Origin of the sequence: Cognatundibacterium oligocarboniphilum, assembly GCF_013377855.1 — a bacterium.
Taxonomy (GTDB): domain Bacteria; phylum Pseudomonadota; class Gammaproteobacteria; order Burkholderiales; family Burkholderiaceae_D; genus Undibacterium; species Undibacterium oligocarboniphilum.
This window is the reverse complement of sequence record NZ_JABXYJ010000007.1, coordinates 91,062-111,586: the sequence shown is the minus strand read 5'-3', so window position 1 is coordinate 111,586 and position 20,525 is coordinate 91,062. Positions and strand designations below refer to the sequence as shown.

Annotated in this window: 18 protein-coding genes and 11 tRNA genes; 7 read left to right on the top strand and 22 right to left on the bottom strand. The window is 51.5% G+C overall.

The features are described from left to right. Positions 1-10: 10 nt before the first annotated feature. On the bottom strand, positions 11-1,573 hold the full coding sequence (locus HV832_RS13675) for a thioredoxin family protein (RefSeq protein WP_176804400.1): 1,563 nt from the start codon (positions 1,571-1,573) through the stop codon (positions 11-13). 259 nt (positions 1,574-1,832) lie between these two features. Between HV832_RS13675 and HV832_RS13670 the strand changes: the two genes are divergently transcribed. Next, positions 1,833-2,873 carry a sulfate ABC transporter substrate-binding protein gene (locus HV832_RS13670; protein WP_176804399.1) on the top strand — a complete coding sequence of 347 codons (1,041 nt, stop codon included), beginning with the start codon at positions 1,833-1,835 and terminating at the stop codon, positions 2,871-2,873. Positions 2,874-3,096: 223 nt separating this feature from the next. Here HV832_RS13670 and HV832_RS13665 read toward each other — a convergent pair. The 19 genes from HV832_RS13665 to HV832_RS13575 form a co-directional block, all read right to left on the bottom strand. Then, positions 3,097-3,172: transfer RNA gene (locus HV832_RS13665), tRNA-Glu, on the bottom strand. A gap of 55 nt (positions 3,173-3,227) precedes the next feature. Further along, positions 3,228-3,303, bottom strand: a tRNA-Glu gene (locus HV832_RS13660). Between the two features lie 55 nt (positions 3,304-3,358). Continuing rightward, a tRNA-Glu gene (locus tag HV832_RS13655) sits at positions 3,359-3,434 on the bottom strand. 55 nt (positions 3,435-3,489) lie between these two features. Next, a tRNA-Glu gene (locus HV832_RS13650) sits at positions 3,490-3,565 on the bottom strand. Positions 3,566-3,612: 47 nt separating this feature from the next. Next, positions 3,613-3,688, bottom strand: a tRNA-Glu gene (locus HV832_RS13645). 47 nt (positions 3,689-3,735) lie between these two features. Continuing rightward, positions 3,736-3,811: transfer RNA gene (locus HV832_RS13640), tRNA-Glu, on the bottom strand. Between the two features lie 23 nt (positions 3,812-3,834). After that, positions 3,835-3,910, bottom strand: a tRNA-Ala gene (locus HV832_RS13635). 68 nt (positions 3,911-3,978) lie between these two features. Beyond that, complete coding sequence (gene gltX / locus HV832_RS13630) at positions 3,979-5,373, bottom strand: glutamate--tRNA ligase (RefSeq protein WP_176804398.1); 1,395 nt, start codon at positions 5,371-5,373, stop codon at positions 3,979-3,981. A 135-nt stretch (positions 5,374-5,508) separates the two neighbouring features. Further along, the gene (locus HV832_RS13625; RefSeq protein ID WP_176804429.1) at positions 5,509-6,360 is read right to left on the bottom strand and encodes a formate dehydrogenase accessory sulfurtransferase FdhD; all 852 of its coding nucleotides are present in this window, start codon (positions 6,358-6,360) and stop codon (positions 5,509-5,511) included. A gap of 172 nt (positions 6,361-6,532) precedes the next feature. Then, complete coding sequence (locus tag HV832_RS13620) at positions 6,533-6,883, bottom strand: hypothetical protein (protein WP_399311253.1); 351 nt, start codon at positions 6,881-6,883, stop codon at positions 6,533-6,535. A 16-nt stretch (positions 6,884-6,899) separates the two neighbouring features. Continuing rightward, a complete protein-coding gene (locus tag HV832_RS13615; RefSeq protein WP_223827338.1) occupies positions 6,900-8,057 on the bottom strand; it encodes a formate dehydrogenase subunit gamma in 1,158 nt (385 codons plus the stop codon). A 15-nt stretch (positions 8,058-8,072) separates the two neighbouring features. Further along, complete coding sequence (locus HV832_RS13610) at positions 8,073-8,306, bottom strand: lipoprotein (protein WP_176804397.1); 234 nt, start codon at positions 8,304-8,306, stop codon at positions 8,073-8,075. 2 nt (positions 8,307-8,308) lie between these two features. Next, positions 8,309-8,944 carry a formate dehydrogenase FDH3 subunit beta gene (fdh3B, locus tag HV832_RS13605; RefSeq protein ID WP_176804396.1) on the bottom strand — a complete coding sequence of 212 codons (636 nt, stop codon included), beginning with the start codon at positions 8,942-8,944 and terminating at the stop codon, positions 8,309-8,311. Between the two features lie 17 nt (positions 8,945-8,961). Next, positions 8,962-11,928 carry a formate dehydrogenase subunit alpha gene (locus tag HV832_RS13600; protein ID WP_176804395.1) on the bottom strand — a complete coding sequence of 989 codons (2,967 nt, stop codon included), beginning with the start codon at positions 11,926-11,928 and terminating at the stop codon, positions 8,962-8,964. 14 nt (positions 11,929-11,942) lie between these two features. Next, positions 11,943-12,131 carry a hypothetical protein gene (locus HV832_RS13595; RefSeq protein WP_176804394.1) on the bottom strand — a complete coding sequence of 63 codons (189 nt, stop codon included), beginning with the start codon at positions 12,129-12,131 and terminating at the stop codon, positions 11,943-11,945. A gap of 236 nt (positions 12,132-12,367) precedes the next feature. Further along, complete coding sequence (locus HV832_RS13590) at positions 12,368-12,982, bottom strand: TorD/DmsD family molecular chaperone (protein WP_176804393.1); 615 nt, start codon at positions 12,980-12,982, stop codon at positions 12,368-12,370. A 44-nt stretch (positions 12,983-13,026) separates the two neighbouring features. After that, positions 13,027-15,099, bottom strand: coding sequence for a 4Fe-4S dicluster domain-containing protein (locus HV832_RS13585; RefSeq protein ID WP_176804392.1), 2,073 nt, complete (start codon positions 15,097-15,099; stop codon positions 13,027-13,029). Further along, positions 15,074-15,706 carry a DUF3306 domain-containing protein gene (locus HV832_RS13580; RefSeq protein ID WP_176804391.1) on the bottom strand — a complete coding sequence of 211 codons (633 nt, stop codon included), beginning with the start codon at positions 15,704-15,706 and terminating at the stop codon, positions 15,074-15,076. The genes HV832_RS13585 and HV832_RS13580 overlap by 26 nt, the downstream gene beginning before the upstream one ends. Beyond that, positions 15,696-16,253 (bottom strand): DUF3305 domain-containing protein, encoded by a 558-nt coding sequence (locus HV832_RS13575; protein ID WP_223827337.1) that lies wholly within the window; start codon positions 16,251-16,253, stop codon positions 15,696-15,698. The genes HV832_RS13580 and HV832_RS13575 overlap by 11 nt, the downstream gene beginning before the upstream one ends. A 54-nt stretch (positions 16,254-16,307) precedes the next feature. On the opposite strand from HV832_RS13575, the gene HV832_RS13570 reads away from it, so the two are divergent. The 6 genes from HV832_RS13570 (at position 16,308) to HV832_RS13545 (ending at position 18,059) form a co-directional block, all read left to right on the top strand. Next, the gene (locus HV832_RS13570; RefSeq protein ID WP_176804390.1) at positions 16,308-17,243 is read left to right on the top strand and encodes a pseudouridine synthase; all 936 of its coding nucleotides are present in this window, start codon (positions 16,308-16,310) and stop codon (positions 17,241-17,243) included. A 21-nt stretch (positions 17,244-17,264) separates the two neighbouring features. Then, positions 17,265-17,341, top strand: a tRNA-Pro gene (locus HV832_RS13565). A 78-nt stretch (positions 17,342-17,419) separates the two neighbouring features. Further along, positions 17,420-17,496: transfer RNA gene (locus HV832_RS13560), tRNA-Pro, on the top strand. Positions 17,497-17,596: 100 nt separating this feature from the next. Next, complete coding sequence (locus HV832_RS13555; protein ID WP_176804389.1) at positions 17,597-17,806, top strand: pseudouridine synthase family protein; 210 nt, start codon at positions 17,597-17,599, stop codon at positions 17,804-17,806. 21 nt (positions 17,807-17,827) lie between these two features. After that, positions 17,828-17,904: transfer RNA gene (locus tag HV832_RS13550), tRNA-Pro, on the top strand. A gap of 78 nt (positions 17,905-17,982) precedes the next feature. Further along, positions 17,983-18,059 (top strand) — tRNA-Pro (locus HV832_RS13545). A 97-nt stretch (positions 18,060-18,156) separates the two neighbouring features. Here the strand turns inward: HV832_RS13545 and ribD are convergent. Next, a complete protein-coding gene (ribD, locus tag HV832_RS13540; RefSeq protein WP_176804388.1) occupies positions 18,157-19,260 on the bottom strand; it encodes a bifunctional diaminohydroxyphosphoribosylaminopyrimidine deaminase/5-amino-6-(5-phosphoribosylamino)uracil reductase RibD in 1,104 nt (367 codons plus the stop codon). Between the two features lies 1 nt (position 19,261). Next, entirely contained in the window at positions 19,262-20,350 is a 1,089-nt protein-coding gene (apbC, locus tag HV832_RS13535; protein WP_176804387.1) for an iron-sulfur cluster carrier protein ApbC, read from the bottom strand. Between the last annotated feature and the right edge of the window lie 175 nt (positions 20,351-20,525).

The window sequence follows — 20,525 nt, the reverse complement described above, 5'->3', positions numbered from 1 at the left end:
GATCAAGAATTCAGACCTTGCCCAGAACACCCTGACAGACAGCCTTCTGATCATCTGCTTCAGGCAATCTGGCACAAATACTATTTAACTGAGTGCGCAGCTTCTGGTACGCCGCCTGATGATTACCATCCTTATTCCAGTCGTTCAGCTTTTTACCCATTTTTTCAAGGTAAGCACGGTTGCGCTCATAAAATGCATGTTCAGTTTTGTCCAGCTCATCAAATATGGCAGATGTGACGCTGGAGATTTTCGCATCATCCGCCGGAGTCAGATCTACCAGATTCATCACATAACTGGAACCCCACTGCAGGCGGGTTGCAGGTCCCTTGGATGCCTGATAAGCCTGCTCATACCAATTGACTGCCGCTGTCTTATCGCCACGCTTCTTCGCATTACTCCCCAAGGACGACATGAAATAATAAGGTGAATGGGAACGTTTTAACTCGGCCTTCAACAACTGATCTGCATCGTTCAGCAAACCGGCGTCACTCAACGCATGGGCCGCTGAATTCACCACGGACTGGCGTTCATACGCATCTGTCGTTGCCTGTTCAATCTGATTAACACGTTTGCGGATCTCATTTTGCAGTGTGGCTTGTGGCTTCGCGCCATCCAGAGTAGCCAACGCGATCTTCGCATTCAGCGCCTCCAGTCGGTCAGTACGGGAAAGACGCTGATCATCAGCCAACCGGACCAAAGCGATATTCCATGCTGCAACAAGTTGATTACGCGGCGCTGACTTAGGCAAAGTCAGAAAACGGCTCAGATCAGCTGCGGCACCAGCCACCAGATCAAGATTGTCGCGCGCCATTTTTGCATCGTTCAGGATCTTAATCAGCCGTTGCGTCGCCACTGGCTTATCCAGTTCGGGCATGGTCTGACCGGGTTTAGCTGAAGCAATCGCCAGTAAAGCACGGAAATATAAACGCGCAGCATCCGGGCCCGCCGGGCTGAGTTCCGCCAGCCGATACAAGGTCTGGGGCACATCTTTCGGTGCCACCAGTTTTTGTTCAGGATCATCCCATGAATAGTCTGCCAACAAACTCCAGTCATCATGACGCAACGACTTCCCGCCGCCCAGCGCAATTTTTAACGTGTCATTCACAGACACCGAAGTATTCAGTGCCAGCGTCAGCACTTGCAGGTAACGTCCCGAGTCAACTTCACCCGGCAAACGCGTGATCTCAGTACCATCGGCTTTCAACAAAATCATAGTCGGATAGCCGCGAACCTTAAACTGCGCTCCCAGTTTCTGCGCGCCAGGACTATCGCCATCCAGATAAACCGGAACGAAGTGACGTGATTTATCGATAAATTCCTGTCGGTTAAAAATTGTTGCTTTTACCTGATTGCATGGAGGGCACCATGCAGCACCCCAATAAAGAAATAATGGTCGGCTGGATGCTTTTGCCTGTGCAAATGCTGCATCGAGATTATTATCTTTACGCCAATCTATGCCATCCGTATGCACTGCAGCGCTCGCTTTTTCAATCGCAAGTAAATCCGGGGATGCCACCAGGCCCAACACCAGACCGACCAGCGCAGGAATCAAGAGGAAATCGCTTGTCTTCATGGAATCTCAATTCATTAAATCAGAAGGGTGATCAGTGTAGCATTGATATATTAAGCAAAGCACGTCTGGCAGGTTTTGGATTCAGACTCTTTTCGAGGAAGCTTATACAGTGGGCGTTTTAGATTGCGAAACAGTTTTCCGGGAAAGATTTCAAGATTTCCAGCTCATATCAAAACGAGTCTAAATATAGAAAAATATTGTCGTTCTCCTTCCGAATCTTTTCCCGCAAGATATTCCCATTTTATTGACAGGAATCCATATGTCAGCACCTGCTATCTCTTCTTTCCAGTTGTCACGCTTTATTCCAGCGTACTTATTAGCGTTGACCCAGAGTTTTCTGATTGGTTTACTGCTGGCGCCCTTAGCACATGCTACAGAACCATTGCTCAATGCCTCCTATGATGTTACCCGAGAGTTATTTAAAGAAATCAATCCGGCGTTTATTGCCGACTGGAAGAAAAAGACCGGAGAAACTATTACTATTAACCAGTCCCACGGTGGATCCAGCAAACAGGCTCGTTCTGTGATTGATGGTCTCGCCGCATCAGTCGTCACCATGAATCAGGCAAATGATGTGGATATTCTCGCCGACAAAGGATTAATTCCTGGCGACTGGTCAAAACTATTCCCGAACAATTCAGCTCCTTTTTATTCGACGATGGTATTTCTGACCCGCAAAGGCAATCCCAAGCATATTGCTAACTGGGAGGATTTAGGAAAAGCAGACGTTAAAGTGATTATTCCGAATCCGAAAACCTCCGGAAATGGTCGCTATACCTATCTGGCAGCTTGGGGCAGCGTGATCAAGAGCGGCGGTTCCGAAGCACAAGCGCGGCAACTGGTAGATCATATTTTTAAAAACGTCCCAGTACTGGATGCTGGTGGGCGTGGTGCGACCACCACCTTCACACAGAGAGAAATAGGTGACGTGCTGGTTACATTTGAAAATGAGGTGCAACTGGTGAAGCAGGAATTTGGCAATCACTACGATGTGGTGTATCCCAAAATATCCATCCTGGCAGAATCACCGGTTGCGGTTGTCGATAAAGTCGTGGATAAACTCGGCAACCGCAAAGTTGCCACAGCATATCTGCAATTTTTATATTCGGAACAAGGTCAGGATATCGCAGCCAAACATTATTTCCGCCCCCGCTCAGAATCGGCAGCAAAGAAATACGCGATGAATTTCAAGCCCATCACTTTATTTAGCGTAAATGACGTTTTTGGTGACTGGAAACAAGCACAGAAAAAACATTTTGATGATGGTGGGGAATTTGATCGGCTTTATAGTAAAAAATAAAATTTGATCAATAATAAAAAGAACCGTAAGAAAACGGTTCTTTTTTACGCAGTATTTGAACGCAAAAAAGCCCGTCATAAACGGGCTTTTTCTTGGCATTNCGGCTTTATAGTAAAAAATAAAATTTGATCAATAATAAAAAGAACCGTAAGAAAACGGTTCTTTTTTACGCAGTATTTGAACGCAAAAAAGCCCGTCATAAACGGGCTTTTTCTTGGCATTCTGGCGTCCCCAAGGGGATTCGAACCCCTGTACTCACCGTGAAAGGGTGATGTCCTAGGCCTCTAGACGATGGGGACATATGTCCATTGGCAGTCTTATCTGTGGAATCGGATAAATGACTGATTTGAATCCTGGCGTCCCCAAGGGGATTCGAACCCCTGTACTCACCGTGAAAGGGAGATGTCCTAGGCCTCTAGACGATGGGGACATATGTCCATTGGCAGTCGTATCTGTGGAATCGGATAAATGACTGATTTGCATCCTGGCGTCCCCAAGGGGATTCGAACCCCTGTACTCACCGTGAAAGGGAGATGTCCTAGGCCTCTAGACGATGGGGACATATGTCCATTGGCAGTCGTATCTGTGGAATCGGATAAATGACTGATTTGCATCCTGGCGTCCCCAAGGGGATTCGAACCCCTGTACTCACCGTGAAAGGGTGATGTCCTAGGCCTCTAGACGATGGGGACATATTCTGTCCGTACTGACCTGCACTTGCTGTCCACAATAAATTTATTGGCGTCCCCAAGGGGATTCGAACCCCTGTACTCACCGTGAAAGGGTGATGTCCTAGGCCTCTAGACGATGGGGACATATTCTGTCCGTACTGACCTGCACTTGCTGTCCACAATAAATTTATTGGCGTCCCCAAGGGGATTCGAACCCCTGTACTCACCGTGAAAGGGTGATGTCCTAGGCCTCTAGACGATGGGGACAACAAGTGTTTGTTCTGTTTTTTTGGTGGAGGTAAGCGGGATCGAACCGCTGACCTCTTGCATGCCATGCAAGCGCTCTCCCAGCTGAGCTATACCCCCGGTGCAGAACAGAAGAAAGATTATAGGGGATAGGCGTTATATTGTAAAGCCCTCCCCGGTCAAAATGCTCAGTCGGCCGTATACGTCAGGCGAGCGAGAACCACGTCCCGGCCAAACAGTTCAATCACTGCATCAATCGATGGCGTCTGCAACTGTCCGGTCAACAGCAGACGCAGCGGCATCGCCAGTTGTGGCATTTTCAAACCATGCTCCGCCAGCACCTGCTTCAATGCAGCGGAAATTGCAGCCTTATTCCAATCGACGGTGCGGCACAACTCGATATATTGCGTCAGCGCCGGGCGGATAGCATCGGTCAGATGCTGCTGTAATAGCGTGGAATCAGGAGCCGGCTGTCGATAAAACAGCATTGCCGACTGCGCCAGCTCGACAGTGGTATTCGCTCTTTCCTTCAGTAAGGCGATCACTGCTGGCAATACCGGAGCACCGTCAAAAATAGCACCGTCTTTGAGCATGGCAGGTTGCACCAGATCCGCCAGACGCTGATTGTCTGCGGCTTTGATGTAGTGATTATTGATCCACGCCAGTTTTTCGGGATTGAATTGCGCTGCTGCACCAGATAAATGGGTCAGATCAAACCAGCTGCACATTTGCTCCATGGAGAAAATTTCATCATCTCCGTGGCTCCAACCCAGACGAGCCAGGTAGTTCAGCATGGCTTCCGGCAGATAACCTTTGTCGGAGTAATCCATGACACTGACAGCATCACGGCGCTTTGATAATTTCTGTCCATCGGTGCCGAGAATCATCGGCACGTGGCCATATTGCGGCAGCGTCGCACCGAGTGCATTAAGAATGTTGATCTGGCGTGGGGTGTTGTTCACATGATCATCGCCACGGATAACATGCGTGATCTGCATATCCCAGTCATCGACTGCAACGCAAAAATTGTAAGTCGGTGTGCCATCCGGACGGGCAATCACCAGATCGTCAAGCTCGCGGTTGTTAATGGTGATCTGTCCTTTGACGACATCATGCCAGGTCACATCACCATCCAGAGGATTTTTAAAGCGAATCACAGGTTTGCGGTCTACCGGAATCGCTGGCAGGGTTTTACCGGTTTCCGGACGCCAGGTACCATCATAACGGGGTTTTTCGCCGGCAGCCCGTTGACGCTCGCGCATGGCCTCAACTTCTTCCGGCGAAGAATAGCAATGGTACGCCGTACCTTGCGCCAGCATCTCCGCCAATACGGCACGGTAACGCTCCATACGCTGCATCTGGTAGAAAGGACCTTCGTCGTGCGCCAGCCCCAGCCAGCTCATACCGTCCAGAATTGCCTGTACCGCTTCCGGTGTGGAGCGCTCCAGATCGGTATCTTCGATACGCAGTACAAATGTGCCGCCATGATGACGGGCAAATGCCCAGCTGAACAAAGCGGTGCGGGCACCACCAACGTGGAGATAGCCGGTCGGGCTGGGAGCAAAACGGGTACGGACTGTCATGGAATGGAATGCGGGGTCTGACTGCGAAACAGAAGCAAGCGACCTGAGCATCAAGAAAAGTTAAAAGCGGTATTTTACCGTTTTCGCCCTCATCGGGATACCGGCAGCCAGCGCTAAGCTCGCCGGAACAATAAGTCAGACCCGCTCGGTGACCGTCATTACTTCGGCGAACAACTCTGGCTCAAACACCATCCGCTGCGCATGGGTCAGCAGCAGGAAGTGCCGGCCTGTGCACCGGGAAAACAAACTCATACCGACCTGCTCGGCAACCTGATGTCCCATTTCTGTGGTACCGGAACGGGACAACAGAATAGGGATGCCCATTTGCGCACCCTTGATCACCATTTCAGAAGTCAGTCGGCCCGTCGTGTAAAAAATTTTATCGCCGCCTTCCATGTCATCCAGCCACATCTTGCCGGCGATGGCATCGACCGCATTGTGGCGACCGACATCTTCGACGAAATACAGTAAGTCACCATGCTGAGAAAACAAGGCGCAGCCATGTACGGAACCCGCTTTTTTATAGACGGATTGCTGGGTGCGGATGGTATCGATGATCCGGTACAGTGCCGACTGCCGGATACGTGCCTGATCTGGCAGTACGATCTGATCAACTTCATCCATCAACCCGCCAAATACCGTGCCCTGACCACAGCCCGTGGTCACGACCCGCTTTGCCGTGCGCTCTTCAATACCGGCAACACCGTTTCGGGTCGTAACTGCCGCCGCGCCGACTTCCCAGTCCACCTGCACCGCTGCAATCTGATGAATATCCCTGACCAGACGCTGATTGCGCAGATAGCCAAGCACCAGTGCTTCAGGATTGCATCCCATGCTCATCAGCGTAACCAGTTCACGCTTATCCAGATACACGGTCAATGGTCTTTCTGCGGGAATCGAAATCAGGCTGGAACGACCACGCTCATCCGTCACCTGCACTTCTCTGGTGAATGCGATGGTCGACTGGCTTAGTTCCGGCAAAGGCAAGGTATCAGGCATGAGAAAAATATCTGCCAGCAGGCATAAAGGCACTAAAATATACTCCCCTGGAGTATGTTAAAAACCCTTTTATTCTCAATGATCTCAGGAATAAAAAAACGAAAATCAGGGGGAGTATGTGATTTAGCAGGTGATTTATAGCGTCAATACAGCTTTTACATTACTTTTTTTGAGCAACAGATGAAGGTACTGATGCAGACGTAACCGGAACTGGCGCTGCAGCGGCTTCTGGCGGAACATATGGTCCGGGATCAGCACAGGCCGGGGTCGTCACCGTGGCAGGTTTACTGTTTTTTTCTTTCTGATAATGGGCTGCGACACGATCTTGCGCTTTACACAGCTGAAATGCCGCCACCTTATCCGACCAGGCAGCTTTTGCCTTGGCTTCCTCCGCCTTTGCCTTAGCTTCAGGCGAAGGCTCTGGCAATTTTGCCTGTACGGCACCGCTGCCCACCAGCAGCAGCGTTGCGGCAGCACTCATCAGATGCGCCATATTTTGAGGTACATTCATCCTATTCTCCAAAAAATCAGGCACTGGCACCCGAGTGGGCAACCGGCTCAGGAATGCTTTGTTCTGCGCTTCGTACGCGTGGAATTTTTCCCTGTTCAATATCGGCATACCACAAGTCGTGGTGCTCTTTCGCCCAGACGTCATCCACATAACCGGTGCGCATGGCTTCATAAGCACCTTCCATTCCGATCGTGCCAAGATAAATATGACCAATCACTGCCGATGCTGCCAATACTGCCGCCACCACATGCACGATACTGGCGATCTGCATGTGCGCCCGGGAGTATTCAAATCCAGGAATCAACATATCCAGCACAAATCCGGACGCGCTGACGACCAGACCAAGTGCAACGACCACGCCCCAGAAAACGATTTTTTCACCGGCGTTAAAGCGATGAGAACTCACATGTTCACCATTCATCAGCCCGCCCATTTTGCTCAGCCATTTGAGATCGGAAGTACCCGGCAGGTTATCCCGCACGAACTGAATGAAAAACAGGATGATCGACAGAGTGAATACCGGGCCGGCAAAATTGTGAATGTTCTTGCACAGGAAAGCCAGCCAGCCAAACAAAGTCAGACCAAAAAACGGCAAGAGAATGTGCTTACCAAATAAAATAATTCCACCAGAAACTGCCAACGTCACAAAGCTGATTGCCATACTCCAGTGAATCGTTCTTTCTGTTGGTGTAAAACGTTCAATCAGCCTGCCGGTACGCGGGCCATCCAGCTTGATCTGTCCACGGAAAAAGTACATGGCCGCCACCGCTGCCAATGCCAGCAGCAATAGCGTACCGCCGATCATCGTCAATGGTCCGTTGCGATACTGACGCCAGGCTTCACCCGCTGTCGTGGCACGGCCCTGACCGGGAAATTGCGTTTTGCCCTGTATTAGCACACCGGCCTCCAGCGCAGGCAGGCTGGAATAGTGCTTTGTGCCATCCGCCACACTGCGGAACACAGGTGCCAGATTACCCGGCTGGGTCTGGCTGCGTTCCGCCTGATTCTGTTTCAGGATATCGACCGACTCAACACCGGGCAATGTCGCCGGCGGTTGCGCTGAAGGTGTCTGGACAGACTGAGCCTGCGCATCTCTGCTTCCGGCATTCGTCTGCTGCGCTATGCTGAACTGGGACGCCAGCGCCAGCGTCATAGCAAGTATGAAAGCTTTCATGCCAGCTCCATGTCTTTAGTTGGTTTTGAGATACTCGTTCTGGTATTGACCACGAACACGCACCTGATTTTCCCAGCTGGTTTTATCGCCCTTGCTCCAACCCTTGGCGACAAATTCATTGTGTGCGCCATTCCATGCTTTTTCATCGACCAGTCCACGCTTAGTCGTTGTGGACTGATCGCGCTCCCCACAGCCGGAAAGCAGCACGGATGCGACAACCAGCATCATGCTGAACGAAATGGTTTTCATAATTATTTCTCCGTTCCAGTCTGCAGTTCCAGTTTTGCATCGGCATGTGGTGCCTTGCCGTAAGCGGTTCCCCAGCCCCAGACCTCACTGCCTTTACCTCGCTTGACCACGCGGTTGCGGAAAATTTCAGAGATCACGTCACCATCTCCACCCAGCAAAGCCTTGGTGGAACACATTTCGGCACACAAAGGCAGTTTGCCTTCCGCCAGACGATTACGTCCGTATTTTTCAAACTCTTTCTCGGAACCGTTTTCTTCCGGCCCACCGGAGCAGAACGTGCATTTGTCCATTTTGCCGCGCAGGCCAAATGTACCGTTCGATGGAAACTGCGGTGCCCCGAATGGGCAGGCGTAGGAACAATAGCCGCAGCCGATACAGATGTCCTTATTGTGCAAAACAACGCCTTCATCGGTGCGGTAAAAGCAATCCACCGGACACACTGCCATGCAAGGCGCATCGGAACAATGCATACAGGCGACGGAGATCGATTTTTCCTGACCGATCACACCATCATTCACCGTCACCACGCGACGACGGTTCACCCCCCACGGCACTTCATGTTCATTCTTGCAGGCCGTCACACAACTGTTGCACTCGATACAGCGCTCTGCATCACAGATAAATTTCATTCTTGCCATTTTCTTCTCCTGTGAAATTACGCTGAGAACCGTTCAATATTACAAATTGTGGTCTTGGTTTCCTGCATCATCGTGACCGAATCATAGCCATAAGTGGTGGCCGTATTCACGGCTTCTCCCCTGACAATCGGCATCGCACCTTCAGGATAGAATTCTTTCATATCTTTGCCCTGCCACCAGCCGGAAAAATGGAAAGGGATAAATGCGGTGTCTTCCGCGACACGAGGCGTCACCAGCGCACGTACCTTGATACGCGCCCCGGTCGGAGTGGAGACGATGACAAACTCGCCGTTACGGATACCGCGATCGGATGCCGCTTTGGGATTCAGCTCGACAAAATTTTCCTGTTGCAGCTCTGCCAGCCAGGGATTAGAGCGGGTTTCTTCACCGCCACCTTCATATTCAGTCAGACGACCGGACGTCAGGATAATCGGGAATTTTTCATACAGTCTGGCTTCCACATTTTTCTGCTGAACAGATTTATACAAGGTCGGCAAACGCCAGAAAGATTTTTTATCATCATGCGTCGGATACTTCGCCACCAGATCAGGGCGGGTACCAAACAAAGGTTCGCGATGCTGCGGGACCGGGTCAGGGAAATTCCAGACCACGGCACGCGCTTTGGCATTACCAAACGGATGGCAGCCATGCACTTGCATGACCACGCGCTGAATACCGCCGGACAAATCGGTTTTCCAGTTTTTACCTTCAGCAGCTTTTTTCTCGGCTTCGGTCAGATCATCCCACCAGCCCAGCTTCTTCAACAACACGTGATCAAACTCCGGGTAGCCCGTCGTAATATCAGCACCAAGAGAATGCGAGCCGTCTTCCGCCAACAGGCTGACGCCATCGCGCTCCACCCCGAAATTGGCACGGAAGTTACCCCCTCCCTCCATTACGTGTTTAGACGTATCGTATAAATTTGGTGAGCCAGGATGCTTCAGTCCCGGCGTACCATAACAAGGCCAGGGCAAACCAAAATAGTCGCCTGTCATATCGTAACCACTGACCGGATCCTTACCACCTTTGCATTTGAGTGTTTTAACATCAAACAGATGCATATTGCGCATGTGCGCTTTCAAACGCTCAGGTGACTGACCGGTATAACCGATCGTCCACGTACCGCGATTAATCTCTTGTAGCATGGATTCCGGCTCAGGTTCCATCATGCCGCCTTTACCGGGCACCATTTTCAGTTTTGCCACCAGTTCTTTTGCAAAACCGAGTTTTTCTGCCAGTTGATACATGATCATCTGATCGGTACGGGATTCAAACAGCGGCTCGATGACTTTTTCACGCCATTGAATCGAACGGTTAGACGCAGTGACCGAACCGGAAGTCTCAAACTGCGTAGCTGCCGGGAGCAGATAGACCTGACGCTTAGGATTCAGCTCCTGTCCATCGACTTTCATGGCAGCCATCGCTGCCGTAGCGGACGGATATGGATCAATCACCACCAGCATGTCGAGCTTATCAAACGCTTTTTTCATTTCCAGACCACGGGTCTGGGAGTTTGGCGCATGACCCCAGAACACCATCGTCTTGACGCTGTTTTCCTGATCAATCAGTTCACTCTTTTCCAAAACTGCATCGATCCAGCGCGATACTGTAGTGCCGGATTTTTCCATCATGGCCTGAGAGGCAAACTGTTTCTTGACCCATTCGTAATCCACACCCCAGACATTGCACCAGTGTTTCCAGGCACCCGCTGCCAGACCAAAATAGCCCGGCAATGAATCAGGGTTCGGCCCTACATCGGTCGCGCCTTGCACGTTGTCATGACCACGGAAAATATTGGTGCCGCCGCCGGATTTACCGATATTACCGAGCACTAGCTGCAGCAGACAGGACGCACGCACGATCGCATTGCCGATGGTGTGCTGGGTCTGTCCCATGCACCAGACGACGGTGGATGGGCGATTTAACGCCATGGTTTCGGCGGCCTGATAGACCTGTGCTTCCGGAACGCCGCAAGCCTCTTCAACTTTTTCCGGTGTCCACTTCAACGCTTCTTCCTTAATTTTTTCCATGCCGTACACACGGTCGTGGATGTATTGTTTATCTTCCCAGCCATTTTTAAAGATGTGGTACATCATGCCGTACAGGAAAGGAATATCGGAGCCGGAACGGATGCGGATGTATTGATTCGATTTTGCCGCAGTGCGGGTATAACGCGGATCAACCACGATCACCTTGCAGCCGTTTTCTTTGGCGTGCAACAGATGCAGCATCGATACGGGATGCGCCTCGGCGGCATTGGAACCGATATACAACGCGGCTTTCGCATTTTGCATATCGTTGTAGCTGTTGGTCATTGCACCATAACCCCAGGTATTGGCCACACCCGCAACCGTGGTGGAGTGACAAATACGTGCCTGATGGTCAGTATTATTCGTTCCATAAAAAGAAACGAATTTACGCAGCAACATTGCCTGCTCGTTATTGTGCTTGGATGAGCCGACGAAGAAAGCAGAATCGGGGCCGGAAGTTTTCTTAATCTCCAGCAGCTTATCGGCAATTTCTGTCAGCGCCTGATCCCAGCTGATGCGCTGATATTTGCCATTCACCAGCTTCATCGGATACTTGAGGCGATATTCACCATGTCCGTGCTCGCGCAGTGCAGCACCTTTGGCGCAATGTGCACCGAGATTGATAGGTGAATCGAAAACCGGCTCCTGTCTTACCCAGACGCCGTTTTCCACTACAGCATCCACCGCGCAGCCGACGGAACAATGGGTGCAGACTGTGCGACGGACTTCAATCTTGCTGTTAGCGGATTTTTCACCAACAGCACCGGAGGCGCGCGCCCTCTGAATCAACCCCAGCTGCGAAGCCGCAATCCCGGCGCCGACACCGATACCAGAACGTTTCAGGAATCCGCGTCGGTCCATCGTGGGCAACGCACGCGACAGCGTATCAGCCAGACCGGACGAAAAACGGTTGTTTGTGCGCGATGCAGCATCGCCTTTGCGGGTTAATAGCATAGCTCGCCTCGCTATCAGATAGTGGTGGTACGGTAGTATTTCTTAATGTGTTCAGTCAGGCGATAGCCATCGCCTTCGGGTTCTGCAGCAACTGCTTCCGTGATTTTTTGCTGTACGACCGGTGCCGATTTGAATGCCAGCAGTCCGGCAGCGGCCACGCCCAGCCCGCCCAGTAAATTACGGCGTTTTATTTTTTGTTCCATGTCCGTCTCCGGTAAGGTAGGCTGATCGGCAGAGATTGCAGAAAAGACATGCCCGTGCCGCTTCTGCTCCTGTGAATATTTCTTTATTCTGGCAACGGGCTGACGTCTCCGTGGTCTGATTATTCAGTCTACTCGAAATTTAAAAAATCACCTGCTTTTGATTTTTCAATTTAATATAAATTTTCATTTCTTTGGTGTAAAAATTTTCATTGGGACATGAAAATACGTGTTGTCCCTTATTCCATGTCGAATGATTGCGCTTCCACTTCCAGAAAGGTTTTCGTGAGTTGCGCCAGTGCCGCATAAAACCGTGCCTGCGGATGCACAATTATCGTCCCGCACAGATCACCCGCCCAACTTTGCAGATGGGTCGAAAAAAACTGCTTTTGCGTCCCGAGATTGGCTTGCAGTATGTCTTCCGAAGCAATCAGGTAACGCATTACCTCACACAATGACGCAATATGATCCTCCGTTTCCATCACCTGATCTGCGCGTTGAAGACCAAGCTGCTGAAGGTCACTGCGCAGCACAGCCAGTGGTTTTTCCATCAGAAATCCACTGAGGTAATAAGATCCGTACAACAAAATCTCAGGCTTGCCGGTACCGATGAATAACTGCGCATATTCGTCGCTGATGGTTTGAGCATCCAGCTGGTTCGCCATATTTACCATGTCTGTCCACGCCTGCCCGAGCACCCCCTCGCCAGTTACCGCCGATGACCGCAGTGTCTGTAATAATTCCGGAGAAGGTGGCGTATAAAACAAGGCGGCCAGCAAACCGTACAAATCAGCACGCGCCGTTTCCTCGCCCTGATCGGGAGTTTCAAATTTTATCTGTGTCGATTTTTCCATATGCCTGTCTATGTGGGGGAAAAGCGAGCGCACACCGGCAGCAGTCATTGCGGGCGGCGCACTTCCTGCGTGCTCATCATATCAACCACCCGACAATCTGCGCACATGCGGATACGATCCAGATGTCCCGCAAAAGCCTGATGGCCGGAGAGCTTCAACAACATGCTCTCAATCATCTGAGCAGTCGCAAACGGCTTGCTGCAACGAATGCAATGATAGGGCTGCGCCTCATTCAATATTCTGGTTTGTTTTGCCTCTTCCCCCAGCAACAGACGCGGCGTCAGGACAATCGCCCGTTCCGGGCAAGTCTCTTCACACAAACCGCATTGCACGCAGTTACGCTCAATGAAACGCAATTGCGGCATCGAGGCATTATCCATCAGTGCAGAAGACGGACAGGCACCGACACAGGACATGCACAAGGTACAGGCATCCTGCTTGACTGTCACACTACCGTACAACGCTCCCTTGGGTAAGGCTACTTCTGAAACGGCAACAGGGGCATGCAACAATAAATGGCCGAGTGCAAAGTCCAGCGCTTCCCGCTTATCCTTCGCGACATGAAAAGTAGCCGCCGGCGGAGTATGGGCGGCACTCATCGCGTACAACTGCTGTGGCAGACGACTTGCTGAGGATTCCGCCAGCAACAATATGTGCTTCCCCTGATATCCCATTCCATTCAATATCGTCTGCGCAACGCGGATTTCCTTTTCCAGGGCAGCTCGGTATTCGGGTGCTTCTTCGTCAGTCATCAGAATCACGATCTGGGTCGCGCCATAGCAGACGGCGGACAGCCACAGATCCATACCAGTCGAAGCCGTGTGATGCAAAGCCAGCGGAATCATACGTGCCGGTAACCCGCGGCCGCCTGCCCGTGCCAGTTGGCCAACCTCCATTAACAATGCTGCACCTGCCTGCTTACTATGCAACAGGAGCGCAGCATCCTGTCCGCCGGCACGATGATAAGCCTGCAGCATGGTACGGATATGCGACCCCGTATCCGGTGCACGCATATATGCGTAGCTCATGGCGCCGGTCGGACACACGGTCGTACAGGCGCCACAGCCGGCACAAAGATTCGGATTCACGGAAACTTTGTCACCGACCGAAGAAATCGCCTCCGTGGAACAGACATCCAGACATGCCGTGCAGCCTTGTTTTCCACTACGACTGTGCGCGCAAAGTTTGTCCTTATAATGAAAAAATTTGGGCTTTTCAAACTCTCCGGTCATTTGCGTCAGGGTCAGCACAGCCTCAAACTGCGCTGCAACATCCGCGCCGGGGGCAAAATATCCCTGCGGCTTATCAGACATTTTCAGTAAAGCATTGCGCGACAGGTCGAGCACCAGATCGGCCTGTGTATCGCGTCCGGTTGCGAGACGTTCAAAACCAATCGCACCGATCGGACCGCAGGCTTTGACGCAATCTCGGTGATCCCGGCATTTATTCAGATCAATCTGATAACTGAAATCAATCGCATTTTCAGGACACGACGCAATACAGGCATTGCAGCGCGTGCAGACTTCCAGATCAATGGGGTTCTGCTGCTGCCAGCGAATCTCAAACTGCCCCAGATAACCGCTGACGGTGATTGCATGACCAGACCAGACGGGGAATGTTCTTTCCGTCAGCCGCGCACCATGGGCGGCACCTTCGGTCAGCAACACGTTCACCGTCATTTGCGGGGCCAGTTTGTCGGCCCAGGGAATCGCCACATCGGCCGGTCCAATGATGAGTAAATTACCATCCGATGTGTAGTTAACCACCGGTACCGGCTCCGGCTCCGGTAGTGTGGCAGCCGCCAGAAGCGCCGCCATCTTGGGAATGGTGCGGGGAGCCTCTTCTGACCATCCGGCCTGCTCCCTTAAATTCACAAACCGCAGCGGTGCCACTGATTCACGGCCAAGTTCGGAAAACAAGGCCCGTTCCTGGGTGCAGCCGACGATGACATCTTCCACGCCTTGCATTGCCTGCAAAAACTGTCCCGCTTCGCGACGACACAGCATATCGCTATGCTGCACAGCTTCTGCTCCAACAGCTTCTGCGATTTTTCTGGCTGAAGCCGCATTGATCGGTAATGTGTGATTACAACTACAAATTTTGATCTGTGGATTCATTCTTGGAATCTTTTTCTATCGGTATTTCTGCTGATTTTAAAACCGGGATCACTGACTGAGCCAAAATGCCGGCGTCATCCGGATCGCCGCTTGTGCTTTCCTCGTGAAGTGTAGCGCATGATGCGGAGGTATCCGGGACTGCCTCAGATACCCGAGGCTGCGGCTCAGGCTCCAGCAACTGCTGCAAGTGCTGCCCGATTACTCCCAGCGGGTTAAGCAAATTTTTTGCGTGCGCCAGAGACTCCAGCATCCCCTCCGGTAATGGATCGGGCTGGCTATAGTCATCGATATAAATATCCAGCCCATCCATCACATTAAAATGAGGATTGGTAAATAATTTTTTCATTGCGGAACGCCGCACAGACTCGTCCACATCCTGCGCCATGAATCTGGAAAAATCGGATTCATCTGACAGCGTCTTTACATCTTCCATAGTCAAGGGCCTGGGTTCTGCCTCTGCCTGTGACACTGCCGTGGTACTCTCATCTGACTGGGACCCATCCTGGTGCGCCAGATTTTCACCGGAAACTGCTACCGGTGGTTCTGCAATCCGCTCTCTGACGACTTGCTTCTTGCTCCAGCGGCTAAAAAAATCTTCAGCGGCCATGGCGGTCTTTTTCCGGAGCGACTAATCTGGCAACAGAACTTTTTTCCGCATCAGCCATTTTCTGTACACCTTCCCCACCCTCAAAGGATGGACGCTTGCGCGGCTTTTTACCTTCATATCGAAAATGCTGCTGCGTATATTCAGCCAGCCAGGCCGCTACTTCTGCAGAAAGCGGCAAGGTATCAACCTGCTCACCACCATCTACTTGCCGCGCCGCTTCATCATAGGACAGGGAAATTGTCTTGGGTACTGCAACTTCAGCACCATTGATTTCTTCGATACGCCACATGACAAACCAGCAGGGCATTTCAGAACTCAGATTCAGAAAATAACCGGGCGTTTCATCGGTAAATAGCTGCACTGCAAATCCTGGAAATATCCAGCGCTGTTCATGCTCGTCCGCCATCAGCAGACGGACTCCGGCATCAGACATATCCGGCAGAATTTCAATGGGTTTCCACTGAAATGGTTGCCAGCGATTGTTGATTGATCTCCGCTGCATAATGATGCTGAGTGTCAGGGGCAAGGTCGTGTTTTTTTCCATCATGCTAGTATTACAGAGTAATAAAAGTTTCGTCCAGCGATTAAAAATCATCTTCCCATGCATGCACCACTTCCGGCCCGCGATGGCGTTGCCCCCAGCTATATCTGGATCCCGGAAGGGAAATGGCACAACATACTGGATTTCCTGACCAGTTATTTTCCAGACGTCAGCGCAGAGACATGGCGGTCGCGGATAGCCAGAAATGAAGTCGTCGATGCGCATGGTGCCCCTTGTCAGCCCGACACACCAGCCAGGCGGGGAATGTGTATTTATTATTATCGTGAACTGGAAAACGAAACACCGATTCCTTTTGAGGCATCAATCCTGCATCTGGACGATCATTTGCTGGTCGCCGACAAGCCGCATTTTCTTCCGGTGACTCCCGGCGGCCGTTTTTTGCATGAAACGCTGTTGGTAAGACTAAAAAAAGAAACCGGGTTGCCGCATCTGACACCGATTCACCGGCTCGACAGGGAAACTGCCGGCGTGATTCTGTTTTCGCACAATCCGGAATCCAGGGGCCGGTATCAGGCATTGTTTCAGCAACGCGCAATCCGTAAAACCTATTACGCCCTGGCACCGGCGTTACCGGGAACACAATTTCCCTGCATTCATCAAAGCCACATGTGTGACGGTGAACGTTTTTTTACCATGCAGGAAGCGCCCGGTATCATTAATTCTGAAACATGGATCGACATTGCAGGATCGCACGGTGCATACAATTTATATATTCTAAAACCGGTAACCGGCAAAAAACATCAGTTGCGGGTTCATCTTGCGAGTATGGGTGCTCCCATCGTCAACGACAGTTTTTATCCCGTTACTCAGGCCTGCCGGGGCGACGACTTTTCAGCGCCATTGCAGTTACTGGCCAAAGCAATCGCATTTGATGATCCTCTGAGCGGAGAAACACGCGAATTCATCAGCCAGCGCAGTCTGCAGACCGGTGTCGCACACGACAGAACCGGCCCGACTATTGACAGTGCCTCCTGATAAGGCTAATATGTTGGTCTTCGGAGTGTAGCGCAGCCCGGTAGCGCATCTGCTTTGGGAGCAGAGGGTCCAAGGTTCGAATCCTTGTACTCCGACCAGTTTTGAAGGGATCGTGAAAACGATCCCTTTTATTTCTGAATAATCAGGCTAAACTGATTGCAGAAAAGTCCGTTTTTCGGAGTGTAGCGCAGCCCGGTAGCGCATCTGCTTTGGGAGCAGAGGGTCCAAGGTTCGAATCCTTGTACTCCGACCAGTTTTGAAGGGATCGTGAAAACGATCCCTTTTATTTCTGAATAATCAGGCTAAACTGATTGCAGAAAAGTCCGTTTNAGTTGCGGGTTCATCTTGCGAGTATGGGTGCTCCCATCGTCAACGACAGTTTTTATCCCGTTACTCAGGCCTGCCGGGGCGACGACTTTTCAGCGCCATTGCAGTTACTGGCCAAAGCAATCGCATTTGATGATCCTCTGAGCGGAGAAACACGCGAATTCATCAGCCAGCGCAGTCTGCAGACCGGTGTCGCACACGACAGAACCGGCCCGACTATTGACAGTGCCTCCTGATAAGGCTAATATGTTGGTCTTCGGAGTGTAGCGCAGCCCGGTAGCGCATCTGCTTTGGGAGCAGAGGGTCCAAGGTTCGAATCCTTGTACTCCGACCAGTTTTGAAGGGAACGTGAAAACGATCCCTTTTATGTCTGAATAATCAGGCTAAACTGATTGCAGAAAAGTCCGTTCTTCGGAGTGTAGCGCAGCCCGGTAGCGCATCTGCTTTGGGCGCAGAGGGTCCAAGGTTCGAATCCTTGTACTCCGACCAGAAAAAAAGCCGCTGAAAGTTCAGCGGCTTTTTCGTTTTCAGCCCATCGTTCCAGCCCTACATTTTTTCTGACGAGCGCCGATGACATCCCGGCAATTCAGATAAAGCGGGCCAGAATCCGCATATCCGCACCGAGCGGAGTAACTGAATGAAAAACCAGCTGTGTTGCCTGATCCACATGCGTCAGTTCAGGAATAGATACCAGACCAGCGCCCATTCCCAACAGTCTGGGGGCGAGATACAACAACAATTCATCAGCCAGTCCAGCCCGAAGCAAAGCGCCATCCAGCGTTGCTCCAGCCTCAACATGCATCTCATTGATCTGTCGCCGGCCAAGTTCCTGCAATAATTTTTGCAAATCAATCTGTCCTGAAATATCCGGCATGCATAGCACCTCGACCCCTTTTGCTTCCAGCAATTTTCGCTTTTCCTGATGATCAACGGCACAGACAATCAAACTGCGCCCTGAATCAAACAGTCTGGCATTCACCGGAATCTGCAGTTGTGAATCCAGCACTATCTTCAGCGGCTGACGCGGCGTTTCCACATCGCGAACATTCAGTTGAGGATCATCCGCCAGAACAGTTCCGATACCCGTCAATATGGCATCGGCCCGCGCACGCCAGTGATGACCGTCACGCCGCGCCTCGAGTCCGGTAATCCATTGGCTCTGACCATTCGGCAAGGCAGTTTTTCCATCAAGGCTGGCAGCGATCTTGATCCTGACCCACGGCCTGCCACTTTCCATGCGCTGAAAAAATCCGAGATTCATTTCACGGGCAGCCTGCGCGATATCAGGATAGAGGTCGCACTCGGTCTGGATACCGGCTTCCTGCAAAATACGGATCCCATTCCCCGCCACTTGTGGGTTGGCATCCCCGATCGCCGCCACTACGCGGGCTACTCTGGCCTGTACCAACGCATTCGCGCAGGGTGGCGTCCTGCCGTAATGGCTGCATGGCTCCAGTGTCACATAGGCAGTTGCCCCCTCAGTATCATGCCCTCTGGCTGCGGCATCGTGCAACGCCTGCACCTCGGCGTGCGCCTGGCCGACTGGTTGCGTCCACCCTTCACCGATCACCTGCCCCGCTTTGACCAGCACGCATCCAACCCGTGGATTTGGCGAAGTTTCAATCGTTGCGCGCTGCGCCAATGCCAGAGCGCTTTGCAGATAGCGCCGGTCAGTCTGCGTATCGCTCATCTCAGGTATGCTGAATGGTGATGCTAGGGAATTTACTGGTCATGTCTTTGGCTTTTTCCGCGACTTTGACCGCGACTTTGCGTGCGATTTCACGGTAGATTGCAGCAATTTGTCCATCAGGGTCAGCGACGACGGTCGGCTTGCCGGAGTCAGCCTGTTCCCGGATTGCCATCGTCAATGGCAATCCACCCAGGAAATCAACGCCGTAATCCGCACACATTTTCTGCCCGCCACCCTCCCCAAAAATCGCTTCCGCATGGCCGCAATTCGAACAGATATGGGTACTCATGTTTTCGACGATACCGAGAATCGGGATACTGACTTTCTCAAACATCTTCAACCCCTTACGCGCATCCAGCAGTGCAATATCCTGTGGCGTCGTCACAATCACTGCGCCCGTGACCGGCACTTTTTGCGATAAGGTCAGTTGCACGTCGCCGGTACCCGGTGGCATATCTACAATCAGATAGTCCAGATCACGCCAGTTAGTCTGCTCCAGCAATTGTTGTAACGCCTGGGTGACGATAGGACCGCGCCAGACCATCGGTTCATCCGGATCAATCATGAAACCAATGGAAGAAACTTGCAGACCATGATTTTCCATGGGTTCCATGGTTTTACCATCAACGGTCTCAGGACGACCATGAATTCCCATCATCATCGGTTGTGACGGACCGTAGATATCTGCATCCAGTATGCCGACTGCAGCACCTTCTGCCGCCAGCGCCAGCGCCAGATTGACAGCCGTTGTCGATTTACCGACACCGCCTTTGCCAGATGCCACCGCAATGATATTTTTCACATTCGGCATCAGTTTGATACCGCGCTGCACCGCATGCGCAACGATTTTCGAGCTCACATTGACGCTGACATTGCCAACACCCGGTAACGCACGGATTGCTGCGATGACGCTTTTACGGATCAGCTCAAACTGGCTTTTTGCCGGATAGCCCAGTTCAACATCCAGGCTCACATCTGCACCGTCAAATGTGATGTTTTTGGCTGACTTGCTCCGGATCAGATCAAGCTGGGTATTCGGATCCATCACCTGTGATAGTGCGTTTTTAATATCGTCAACGGTAAGTGTCATGTATTTCTCCATTCAATGTCCGCAAGTCTAGCGCAAAACATCAGCAGAGACCTGAATAAGCGGAAGCAATGAAGGGTCATATCTTTGTCGCTTCGGTACTGACACAGTGTTGAGAAATGCAGTACCCACTTCTCCGCATGTATGAAAAACATCAAAATGCAAATAAAATCAGCTT